The sequence below is a fragment of the Breoghania sp. genome (genome assembly GCF_030066895.1).
Taxonomy (GTDB): Bacteria; Pseudomonadota; Alphaproteobacteria; order Rhizobiales; family Stappiaceae; genus Breoghania.
On record NZ_JASJAV010000011.1, the window covers coordinates 163,050 to 173,332 of the forward strand.

General features: G+C 60.2%; 13 protein-coding genes and 1 tRNA gene. 4 read left to right on the top strand and 10 right to left on the bottom strand.

Going from position 1 to position 10,283, the window contains the following annotated elements; all coding sequences use genetic code 11:
• Window positions 1-12: 12 nt before the first annotated feature.
• The 6 genes from QNJ43_RS13115 to QNJ43_RS13140 all read right to left on the bottom strand — a co-directional run bounded on the left by QNJ43_RS13115 (window position 13) and on the right by QNJ43_RS13140 (window position 3,781).
• Complete coding sequence (locus QNJ43_RS13115; protein ID WP_107991867.1) at window positions 13-288, bottom strand: DUF1153 domain-containing protein; 276 nt, start codon at window positions 286-288, stop codon at window positions 13-15.
• A 682-nt stretch (window positions 289-970) separates the two neighbouring features.
• A complete protein-coding gene (locus QNJ43_RS13120; protein WP_300470630.1) occupies window positions 971-1,648 on the bottom strand; it encodes a flagellar hook capping FlgD N-terminal domain-containing protein in 678 nt (225 codons plus the stop codon).
• Between the two features lie 47 nt (window positions 1,649-1,695).
• Window positions 1,696-2,238 carry a flagellar hook-length control protein FliK gene (locus tag QNJ43_RS13125; RefSeq protein WP_300470633.1) on the bottom strand — a complete coding sequence of 181 codons (543 nt, stop codon included), beginning with the start codon at window positions 2,236-2,238 and terminating at the stop codon, window positions 1,696-1,698.
• A gap of 313 nt (window positions 2,239-2,551) precedes the next feature.
• Window positions 2,552-3,055, bottom strand: coding sequence for a hypothetical protein (locus QNJ43_RS13130; protein WP_300470635.1), 504 nt, complete (start codon window positions 3,053-3,055; stop codon window positions 2,552-2,554).
• Complete coding sequence (locus tag QNJ43_RS13135) at window positions 3,052-3,492, bottom strand: hypothetical protein (protein WP_300470637.1); 441 nt, start codon at window positions 3,490-3,492, stop codon at window positions 3,052-3,054. Before QNJ43_RS13135 ends, QNJ43_RS13130 begins: the two co-directional genes overlap by 4 nt.
• A complete protein-coding gene (locus QNJ43_RS13140; protein WP_300470639.1) occupies window positions 3,431-3,781 on the bottom strand; it encodes a hypothetical protein in 351 nt (116 codons plus the stop codon). The genes QNJ43_RS13135 and QNJ43_RS13140 overlap by 62 nt, the downstream gene beginning before the upstream one ends.
• A gap of 400 nt (window positions 3,782-4,181) precedes the next feature.
• Between QNJ43_RS13140 and mnmA the strand changes: the two genes are divergently transcribed.
• From mnmA to QNJ43_RS13155, 3 genes are all read left to right on the top strand, one after another.
• Window positions 4,182-5,375 (top strand): tRNA 2-thiouridine(34) synthase MnmA, encoded by a 1,194-nt coding sequence (mnmA, locus tag QNJ43_RS13145; RefSeq protein ID WP_300470641.1) that lies wholly within the window; start codon window positions 4,182-4,184, stop codon window positions 5,373-5,375.
• Window positions 5,372-6,076 (top strand): class I SAM-dependent methyltransferase, encoded by a 705-nt coding sequence (locus tag QNJ43_RS13150; RefSeq protein WP_300470643.1) that lies wholly within the window; start codon window positions 5,372-5,374, stop codon window positions 6,074-6,076. The genes mnmA and QNJ43_RS13150 overlap by 4 nt, the downstream gene beginning before the upstream one ends.
• 251 nt (window positions 6,077-6,327) lie before the next feature.
• Window positions 6,328-6,404, top strand: a tRNA-Met gene (locus QNJ43_RS13155).
• A gap of 170 nt (window positions 6,405-6,574) precedes the next feature.
• Here the strand turns inward: QNJ43_RS13155 and QNJ43_RS13160 are convergent.
• The 4 genes from QNJ43_RS13160 to QNJ43_RS13170 all read right to left on the bottom strand — a co-directional run bounded on the left by QNJ43_RS13160 (window position 6,575) and on the right by QNJ43_RS13170 (window position 9,039).
• On the bottom strand, window positions 6,575-7,033 hold the full coding sequence (locus QNJ43_RS13160) for an anthrone oxygenase family protein (RefSeq protein WP_300470645.1): 459 nt from the start codon (window positions 7,031-7,033) through the stop codon (window positions 6,575-6,577).
• Window positions 7,034-7,100: 67 nt separating this feature from the next.
• Window positions 7,101-7,772 carry an NmrA family NAD(P)-binding protein gene (locus QNJ43_RS13165; protein ID WP_346432972.1) on the bottom strand — a complete coding sequence of 224 codons (672 nt, stop codon included), beginning with the start codon at window positions 7,770-7,772 and terminating at the stop codon, window positions 7,101-7,103.
• Window positions 7,773-7,781: 9 nt separating this feature from the next.
• Entirely contained in the window at window positions 7,782-8,501 is a 720-nt protein-coding gene (locus QNJ43_RS27185; RefSeq protein ID WP_346432973.1) for a hypothetical protein, read from the bottom strand.
• Entirely contained in the window at window positions 8,479-9,039 is a 561-nt protein-coding gene (locus tag QNJ43_RS13170; RefSeq protein ID WP_300470647.1) for an AraC family transcriptional regulator ligand-binding domain-containing protein, read from the bottom strand. The genes QNJ43_RS27185 and QNJ43_RS13170 overlap by 23 nt, the downstream gene beginning before the upstream one ends.
• A gap of 531 nt (window positions 9,040-9,570) precedes the next feature.
• Here QNJ43_RS13170 and QNJ43_RS13175 point away from each other — a divergent pair.
• The coding region (locus QNJ43_RS13175) for a hypothetical protein (RefSeq protein WP_300470649.1) at window positions 9,571-10,283 on the top strand (713 nt) is incomplete at its 3' end.

Below are 10,283 nucleotides of genomic sequence, written 5' to 3' on the forward strand. Positions count from 1 at the left end.
ACGCGCGCCCTGTTAGGGACGATATTGCTGTACCCGTGTCGCACGCAGGCCCGCGAGCCCGTGCTTGTCGATGGAACTCTGCCAAGAGAGAAATTCCTCGACAGTCAGGGTATAGCGCTGACAGGCCTCATCCAGCGACAATAGGCCACCGCGTACCGCAGCCACGACTTCCGCCTTGCGGCGGATGACCCAGCGCTTTGTATTGGTCGGCGGCAGATCGGCAACCGTCAACGGACTGCCGTCGGGCCCGATGACGTATTTGACCCGAGAACGCACTTGTTCGGTCATCGTACTCTCACACTAAACGTGACCTGTGAAGCTTCACCCCCGGTCGTCACCGACCGATTTTCTGGACTATGCTTCAACGAATATTGCCAGGCGGCTTTCGATTCCTTCAACATCGCAAATTCAACGAAAATCGCCCCAGACACCAAAAGACGATACCGGCGCGGCTTTAAAATTTACCTAAGCCATTAGCAACAATTCGGTAAGAGTTAGCACTATCGCTTTCTCCGAATATGCTAGCCCTGGCGCGAGAAGCGAAACCCTGCGAAAAAGGGCGGATTTTTGCCGTATTTCGAAGACGTGAGAAAAATTGCATTCCGGGATTCTCACGAGGCATCACAGGATGCAAAGCCTCGAGCGGGCGCCTCGCACGCACCTCAAGTTGCGATTTCGAAAAGGAATCGCGCAACGGGAAATGCCGCCGGAAAGCAATGGGTCAGCGATTCTGGGAGCCCCGGCAGGAGATAGGCCGGTATGGGACGTCGGCCCGCCGTTCCAGATGTCCGATTCCCCGCAGCCGCGCCCGAGGCTGACGGCGTGGGTGGGACTACTTCTCGACGTCAGAAGACTCGCCGACGTCGAAAGACTCTCCGGCAAGGATCCGGCACGAGTGCGATCAACGTCGCCGTGCGCCGGATATCTTTGGCATATGGCCTGAAGAGCCTTCATCTCTGCACGATGCGGTTCAAAGGTTCAAAGAGACCGAGGTGACCGAGGTGACGGAAGAGAGAGGAATCGAGACGTCTCCCATCTTGAGCACCGGATCGCTGCTGCTGAAATCGACCCCATCGACGACGCCGACGACTTCGGTGGTCACGCTCACGTTCTTGCCCTGGTTGTCCTGAGAGAAAAACGAGATCGTGTAGGCGCCGTCAGAGGCCGTGGAACCAGAATCGGTCCGCCCATCCCAGACATAAGCCCCGCTGCCCTTGAGCAGATCCACATCGTCGTCCATGTAGACGATCGCGCCGCTTGAATTCTGGATTGTGATCTCGGCCCCGTCCGCAGCGGCCGAGGTATTGAATTTCCAGGTCGCATAACCGTCGTTCAATACACTCTCGTTGCCGTCGGCCGTCACCGTTTGACCGAGATAGCTGACGAGATTGGTCGCATTGGACGCGCTGACCTTTTCGATCAGCGTTGCCATCGAACTGTTCATCTGGATCTGCTGCTTGACGGAAGAATATTGGACGAGCTGATTTGTGAACTCCTCTGCCTTCAGCGGATCGAGCGGATCCTGAACCTTGAGCTGCGTCGTCAGCAGCGACAAAAGCATCTCGTAGTTGGCCGACAAGGCAGTGGAGCTTGTCGAAGCCACAGCGGCCTCGCTTGAGGACGACGTGCCAGAAACACTGTCAACCATAACTCTGTCCCCTGTACTCACACACCCGGTACGAGAACCGGCAAAGACTAGATTCTGATATCCACGCCGCTGGCACCCTGCCAGCTATAGGTAGCCAGCTGTTCGGATACCTGCGACTGTTCAGTCATTTCCCTACTCACCCCAGCGTCGGTTTGCGTTCCGGACGTCGACGCGTTGCCATTCTGGCCGCCGTCATTGCCCGCAAACCGTTGTCCCTGACCATTCAGAGAGAATTGAAGTTCGTCATCGCCATTGGTCTTCAGACCGGCATTTTCCAGAGCCCGTTCCATGCCGCACTGATCGCGCATGACCATGTCGAGCGTATCGCGCCGTTCCACGACCAGATGCGCCTGGACCTTGCCGTCGTCATTGATCTTCAGGTGGACGTCGACGCGCGCCAGCTCCGGTGGATCGAGACGAACCTCGAAGCTCGTAACCCCGCGCTGAACATTTCGCGCGATCTCGGAGGCGACCATCGCTGTCGGCAGGGCAGCCGTCGTTCCCTGCCCGGTCTGCGCTGCCTGCGTGGCCAGATCTCCCGCAGCCCGCACCGACGACGCAATCGCCCCATCTATAGAAGAGCCGAACAAGGACGAGATATCCCGAAGTATCAGTCCCCCCATCGAGGGATTTCTGCGTGGCGACAGCAGCGGCAGCGGCCGTCGCAGTACCAGCTTGCTGCGTCGCCGAACTTGCCTTCCGGCCGGTTCGCTCCGCTGCCGTGAATTTGGCTGTTTGGCCCGCATCCCCGTCAACATCCACGCCGTCGCCCTCAGCGGACGTGTCGCTTGCAGACGAGAAGTTGACGAGCCTCGGATCCCCGTCCTCTCCATCCTGAGCCACACCCGAAGCGGCTTTGGCCGCCGCCGATTGCGCTGCGGCCGTATCAGTCGATCGGAACGCCTAAGCGGCCACGGGCTGCACCTTTACCTTGTCATCGGCAGAAACATCTACCTTGTCATCGGCAGAAACATCGCCACCGTCGGGATCAACGCTTTGAGACTCCGCGCTCGCAGCAGCCGGTTTCGGCTTGGCGGCGGCAGCCGCAGCAGCTTCATCGCCAACCGTTTCGGTATTGGTCGCAGATGCATTGACCGCCGCCGTATTGGCAGCCGTTGCCGTCTTGGCAGTCGATTGCGCAGAACTGTCCGCGGCCTTCGTCGACGCCCTGTCGTCACCCGCACTCTTGGCCTGTGCCGAAGAGGTGGCAGGATCAGCCCGCGGCATCGTCATCGATGCGGGCTTCTTTGCATCCAGCGTTGACGTGCTGGGGGCGGTCGACTTCGCGGCGACCTCACCTTCGTCCGATCCGTCAGTTGCGGAGGGAGCCGTCTGCGCCTGACCGCTCACGGTTTCGCCGGCCACAATCGCCGCTTTCGCCGCATTGGCGACTTGCGGGTCGATCACCGGCTGCCCCGATGCCCCGATGCCCCGACGCCCGTTCCATCGCCGGCTCCGGTCGAGGTCCCGGCCGTTCCGGCCTTGGAGGACTGGGCACCTTGAGGAAGGACGATCGGAATATCCAGGTCGCCCTCAACATCCGACGCAGCCCCGGCTCCCGCCGAAGCATCACCCATTGCGCCGCCGATCGGCGCGCCGTCCGTCCCGGCAGCAGCGCCGATCTGCACAACGCCCTCAGCCTCGCCTTTCACGGGAGGCGCGACCATTGGCGGAACGATACCGACACCGGGAATCAACCCGGCTGCGGCAGCATCCGTCGACGTATCGTCGCTCTGCTCACCGGAGCCTTCCAGCGCGACTTCGCCGTCGACCGTCGTTCCCTCACCGGTAACGGCGTCGACAAAACATTGTCCGGGCCCCTTGCATGGAGCCCATCCCAGCACCTGCCTGAATGACGACACCGATATCGGACTGAATAGAGCCGGTTGCATCACCGGTATTTCCGATGGTCGCGGACATCGTCCCGCTCGCGGAATTCACAGCGCTGACGCCGACCACCGCGCCGCCGCCACCCGCCTGCGTTCCATTCCCGTTCATGACAACCGAAAGCTGGGTCGCGAATTGCCCGGACGGCGCTCCCGTCTGGTTTGCACCAGGCGCACCGCCTTCAAAGCCTGCGGTAAAACCGCCCGAGGCCGGATCCATCGCAATCATAGACTCGAATGTCAGCACGGTGACCTCGCACACTCTGGCATTGCCCGCCCCCATCGGCGGACAGAAAAACCCGCCCCTGTCTAGCAAGCGCGAGGCCAACCCAAAGAATGGCGGAAAATTGCGAAAATCAGCGACCGGCTCCCCCGGCAGATTGGGCCGAAAACTTGGGAAATCTTTTCCACGCGGCAAAGCTTGCCGGGTGCATAAGGTCTGAATTGGCGAGCGGAGTGTCATTCGATATAGTGCGCCCGAGCCAAGCCGCCCCATTGAGAACGCGTTTTCCGTTCCTAAATGGGCGATAGATGTGCGAAAATATACGCACCAAGGTTTAAGCGACCGCCAGCGAGAGCCTGCCAGCCTGTCGCGCCGTCACACGGCCGCTCTCGCTTTGCCGGCCAATAACTCGGAGTGGCCACGGATGCTAAACAGCCTGGATCTTCCCGGCCGAACGGAGGATACGCGTGTCGTCGCCGCCATGTCCGGCGGGGTCGACTCCTCTGTTGTCGCGGGTCTTTTGAAGCGCCAGGGATATGACGTCATCGGCGTAACGCTGCAGCTCTACGATCACGGAGAGGCGATCCATCGCAAGGGCGCCTGTTGCGCGGGACAGGACATTCAGGATGCCCGCCGGGTTGCCGAGACGCTCGGGATTCCGCATTACGTACTCGATTACGAACAGCGGTTCCGCGAAGCGGTGATCGATCCCTTCGCCGCCAGCTACATCGCCGGGGAAACGCCGATCCCGTGCGTCGCCTGCAATCAAACGGTCAAGTTCCACGACCTGCTCGACACCGCGCGCGAACTGGGAGCCGGTGCGCTTGCGACCGGTCATTATGTGCGCACGAGCCTTGTCAACGGACGGCGCGCAATGTTCCGTCCCGTCGACCTGGAACGCGACCAGAGCTATTTCCTTTTCGCAACAACGCCCGAGCAGCTCGACTTCCTGCGCTTTCCACTGGGCGGCCTGACCAAGCCCGAGACCCGCGAGCTTGCCCGCGAACTCGATCTCGAGATCGCCGACAAGCAGGACAACCAGGACATCTGCTTCGTCCCCACCGGCCGTTATTCGGACCTGATCAACCGGCTGAAGCCGGGGGCTGCCGAGAAGGGCGAAATCGTCCACGTGGACGGACGCGTGCTCGGCCACCACGAAGGCATCATCAACTACACAATCGGCCAGCGCCGTGGCATCGGCATTGCAGCGGGCGAACCGCTCTATGTCATCCATCTCGATGCCGATCGCAGCCGGGTCGTCGTCGGCCCGCGCGATGCCCTGATGACCCATCGCGTGCACCTGCGCGAGGTCAACTGGCTCGGCGACGTGTCGCTGGACGATCTGCCGGAAGACGGATTGGAGATCTACGCCAAGGTGCGCTCCACGCGTCCCCCGCGGCCCGCGCATCTGCTGCGTGACGGTGACGACGTCGTCGTTGAGCTGGATGGCGGAGAACACGGCATCGCCCCGGGTCAGGCGTGCGTCTTCTATGACAATGACGGCGACACGGCGCGCGTCTTCGGCGGCGGCTGGATTGACCGGACCGAACGCGCCCGCGACGCCGAGCGCGCCCTTGCCGCCCTCAACGAAACACCTGCCGCGACCGCACACGGATGATGAGAAGCGAAACACTTCCCGACCGCCTGCGCAAACTGCGCGACCGCATGAAACGCCCTTTCGACGCCGACAAGGGCGGACTGGACGATGCGGCCGTGCGCGCCGCCTATGCCCGCTGGGCGCCGATCTACGACATGGTCTTCCGCGCGCTCCTTTATTGGGGACGGCGTGTCGGCGTGAAGCGCGTTAACGAGTTTTCGGGAAGTGTGCTTGAGGCCGGTGTCGGCACGGGTATGGCCCTGCCCTACTACCACAAGGACCTGAAAGTGACCGGCATCGACCTTTCCGAAGAGATGCTGGCAAAGGCGGAGCAGCGTGTCCGCGGCGGCCGTCTCAACAATGTCGACGGATTGCTCGCGATGGACGCAGGCGCCCTGGCTTTTTCCGACGATCATTTCGACGTCGCCATCGCCATGTACGTGATCACCGTGGTGCCTGATCCCGTGAAGGTGATGAAGAATCTGGAGCGCGTCACCAAGCCGGGCGGGCACGTGATCCTGGTCAACCACTTCTCCGCCAGCGAAGGCCTGCGCGCCCATGCCGAACAATGGCTGGCGCGGTACGCAAGCTGGGTCGGCTGGAACCCGGTCTTCGCCAAATCGCGCGTTCTCGGACACACGAACCTCATTCTGGAAGAGGATCAGTCCGTCCCGCCATTCGGCCTCTTCACCATGCTGACATTCCGCAAGCCCGAAGCCTGAGCGCTCCGAACGCCGAACTCAAGAGACGTTGGCGAAGGAACGCAATGCAATCCCCTCGGCCCGGCTCTGCTCGTATGGCATGAAGCAGGATTCAGATAACGAAAGCAGGCTTTTCGTGAACAAGTTCCGCCAGGCACGTCGCAACGCTTGACAGGCAAATGGCGACTCCCCTATATGCCCCCCACACTGCCGGTTCACCCGGTAGCCACAAGGCGCCTGCACCCTCCGGGTGTCATGATCGCGCATTGGATGGCGGAGTAGCTCAGCTGGTTAGAGCAGCGGAATCATAATCCGCGTGTCGGGGGTTCAAGTCCCTCCTCCGCTACCAACTTCTTTCCCCCAAAAGACAAATCGATTTGCACGTAAGCGCGGCGACCTTATGGCTCGATACGAGTGGCCGGGTAGCATTCAATAGTTGAATTGGTGTTTCATCCCGCCCCGTTTTTCAAGCCGCCGCAGTCATTTGCGACAGGGACAGCCACCACAGCGCCCGGATTATCAAGACGGCGACGACCAGGCAGGCAATGGTGCGCACCATATTGAAGAACGTCCAGCGCGGCACATAGGTGGTCCGCCAATAGGCGAGCGTGCCATCGGAGGAAAGATCCATGCCCGCCAACGCTTGTTCATCGGCACATTGAAGGCCGCTGTGACCAAGAAGCATCCCACCAGATAGACACCGGCAGCCCACAGCATCAACGTTCCGGCGGGGCCCTCGATACTGAACAAGGCATAACCGAAAATGATCACCGACAGGCTCGTCATTCCCAGAAACAAGGACATGAAGGCCCAACGAAAAACCTCGCGGTTGATGACCTGCATGGCCTCCACCCCGCCGACGCCTCTTGTCCACGACATGGACCGCATGACGAAATCGGAAAAGGTCAGAAAGGCGCCGCCGACAATCGCATAGGCGAGGACGGCGAACTGCATCAGCACAAACATGAATGGCAACATCTCGCCCTCCTTTCGAAATATCGAGCGAGGCGAAAGAGGCTCCCCTTCCGCCCCGCGATTGTCGGGTTCAGGCAGCCTCGGCCCACGCACCGGAGGCGGCGATCCGTTTTGCGAAATCCGAGAAATCGCACGGCATCCGCCCTAGCGCCCGCTGAACCCCATCGCCCAGATGTGCATTGCGACCGTCCAGCGTTTCGCGCGCGATGGCGGTCACGAGATCGGCGAACTCCGCCCCGCCCGATGCCGCGATACCGGCATAAAACTCCTCGAACGAAATCGGCACGTGCCGGATCTCCCGTCCTATCGCTGCGGAAAGGTCCGCCGCCATTTCGGCAAATGTCATCAGCCGGGGGCCCGTCACCTCGTAAAGCTCGCCCTTGTGACGCGCGTCGGTCAGAGCAGCCACCGCCACGTCGGCGATATCCTCGATATCGATGATCGGTTCGGCGATATCGCCGCCCGGCATCGGCAGCAGGCCGGCAAGCACGGGCGCGCGGAATTCGCCTTCACTGAAGTTCTGGGCAAACCATGCCGCGCGGACGATGGTGAAATCCACGCCCGACGCGCGCACGACCTCTTCGCCCAGTCGTGCGTGATGTTCGCCACGCCCGGAGAGCAGGACGAGATGCGAGACACCGGCAGCCCTCGCCGTTTCGCATAAGGATTCCAGCTTCTCCACCGCGCCGGGAACGGTGAGGTCGGAGTAGTAGGTCACATAGGCGGCGCTCACCCCTTCCATCACCCCGGCTCAGGTCTGCGGAGCCTCCCAGTCGAAGGGCGTTGACGAGTTGCGCGAACCACTGCGAACAGGAAGCCCCAGCGCCTCAAGCCGGGCGCAGACGCGCGAACCGGTCTTGCCCGTGGCTCCGATGACGAGAATTGGTTTGGTCTGCATGAAAAGTCCTCCTTGGCTTGCGGGAATGCGAAGGAGGGATAGAGCACACGCACGGGCACGGTCTTGACCGGCCTCGCCACGGTTTTGACATTCGTTGCCAATTGTCCGCCTCACATAGCGGCATGGTCCCTGCGGTAGCTTGCCGGTGTTTTCCCGACCCAGCGCTTGAAAGCGCGCGTGAAGGAGCTTTGCTCCGAAAACCCGGTCAGAAATGCGGTCTCCGCCAAGGTGTAATTCTGATCGCGCAGGTGCCCTGCGGCCAGTTCCCGGCGCGTCTCTTCCGTCAGCCCCTGAAAACTCATGCCCTGTTCGGAACAGGCGACGGTGAAACGACCACCCGCTCAAGCCCAGTCCGCGGGCGATATCGACCATTTTCGGCACGCCCTCGCTCAAGCCTTGCGCGATCGCGTCCTTGGCGCGCCCGACCAGCGTTTCCTCAAGCGTGATTTCCGACAGTTCCGCATCCAGATGCGACGTCAGATAACGCGAGATGCCCTCATCCCCGAGGATGTTCGCGCGCGCCAGCGCCTCGCTGGAAATCAGCAAGGCATCAAGCTCCGCATCGAAGCGCACAGGACACCCGAACCATGCTTCGTGCGCATCGGTTCTCTTCGGTGCGGGATGCTGGATCAGCACTTCCAACGGCGAGAAGGGAGCGGAACTGACCTGCCGGACCAACGAGACAGCGCTTTGCCAGCGTCGTCTCGTTCGACAATCGCAAGCCGAAGCGTCGCGGTCCGGAGCGGTGCAGGATGAACAGCGCACCGTGAGGGTCGGGTCGAAGCTCGTAGGAAACCACGCTGGTCCACAGCCGGGCATAGCGTTCCACCCGCGAGAACGAGCCGCGCAGGTTCGGCGCAGCCTTCCACGCCAGCCCCAGCGCACCATAGTCGTCGCAGCGCATGGAAGCCCCGCCGCGAACCGGGAGGTCCGTCACGTCGATCCGCTCAGCGATGCTCTCCAGCAGATCGTAATAGGATGTTTCGGGGATCATGACCTTGGGATCCCCCTCCGGATCGAGCCCGGCGGCTCTGAGCAAGGCGGCCCCGTCCACGGCATCACCCGACGCCGCAATCATCTTCCGGGCAAAAAGCGACGTCACATAGGCCATGTGGGAACCCGGCAAAACATCCGTAGCGGCAACTCGAAGAGCTTTTTGAAATACCGCACCCTCGGCGTTCCATCAAACAGTCTATCTGCCCCTTATGTGACGATATTACAGAGGGAAACCAGCTTACTGCCGTCCCTTCTTCAGATGACCGGCCCGTATGGAGTTCAGACGCGGGCTCGCGAAATCGATGAAGGCGCGCAATCTCTGCGGGGCGAGATCTCCGCCCCCGTAGACGATATGCACCGGCCACCACCGTGCGCTCAGCCTCCCCCCTTCAGTTTTCCGGTAGAATCATAATCCGCGTGTCGGGGGGCAAGTCCCTCCTCCGCTATCAACACCCTTCCCGATCTCGCAGCTAGCCAGTCACAGTGATTCAAGTTGAAAAACTTTACTATCCGGCGATCCAAGCGCAGGGCTAACCGCAGTTGGACCGCAACAAGCGGGATATATAGTGAATATTGACAATCAAGACTGGACATTTAACGCATCCCAACCAAAGATAGCTTCACACTAATTATTTGAGAGCCTCTTATGTTCGATTTGCTCCTTTGCAGAACCGCGTGGCTAGAGTCATACACAAATTTCGACGAGGCACCTACTGGAGGGCACTCATACATCAACGAGAACGAAGGCCCCGCTCACGAGTCTTTAAATTTCAAGTCCGATAACAAAACTGGCTACTACTATGCCTACCTTCCTCACAATGCGCGCTTTAAAGACGGCGTGGGGAATGCCTCCATTCACTTAGAAAAAAGTGGAGCGACTCGGAGAGATGAATACATTGATGGCATCACAGTAGTAATTGTTGCCCCCCACCCAATTTTAAACAGGCTGATCGTTATTGGCATCTACCACGACGTCAGAGTATACCACAAGCCTCAGCCTCGACCGGACAATCCAGGCATTCGATATTACATAACTAGCGCGAATATAATTTCCATACCTTCAGAAAATCGGTACTTTCAATTTCCGAAGAAAAGGGAAGGCTGGTTTCCAAGACCGGCGGGCTTTGGACAAAACGCGTTATGGTATGGACTGTTTGGACCTGCCGAAGAACCGAAGCTAGAAAACTACCGACGAAGGCTGTTGCGTTACATAGCGTCTTTGTCCCACTCCCCCCTACGAACCCCAAAGCCTAAAAATGCAGATCCACTCAGCTTTGAGGAGCGTTTGCAGATAATCTCAACCAGAATTGAGCGCAGGTCAAATGTGCGAAAACTTATTGAAACAAATGGCTATTGCTG

What these genes read in the sequence shown, in the direction of transcription:
- QNJ43_RS13170 (WP_300470647.1), bottom strand. Translation starts at nt 9,039, where the DNA reads ATGGCCTATGTGACGTCGCTTTTTGCCCGGAAGATGATTGCGGCGTCG.
- QNJ43_RS13120 (WP_300470630.1), bottom strand. Translation starts at nt 1,648, where the DNA reads ATGGTTGACAGTGTTTCTGGCACGTCGTCCTCAAGCGAGGCCGCTGTG.
- QNJ43_RS13150 (WP_300470643.1), top strand. Translation starts at nt 5,372, where the DNA reads ATGATGAGAAGCGAAACACTTCCCGACCGCCTGCGCAAACTGCGCGAC.
- mnmA (WP_300470641.1), top strand. Translation starts at nt 4,182, where the DNA reads ATGCTAAACAGCCTGGATCTTCCCGGCCGAACGGAGGATACGCGTGTC.
- QNJ43_RS13165 (WP_346432972.1), bottom strand. Translation starts at nt 7,772, where the DNA reads ATGGAAGGGGTGAGCGCCGCCTATGTGACCTACTACTCCGACCTCACC.
- QNJ43_RS13160 (WP_300470645.1), bottom strand. Translation starts at nt 7,033, where the DNA reads ATGTTGCCATTCATGTTTGTGCTGATGCAGTTCGCCGTCCTCGCCTAT.
- QNJ43_RS13115 (WP_107991867.1), bottom strand. Translation starts at nt 288, where the DNA reads ATGACCGAACAAGTGCGTTCTCGGGTCAAATACGTCATCGGGCCCGAC.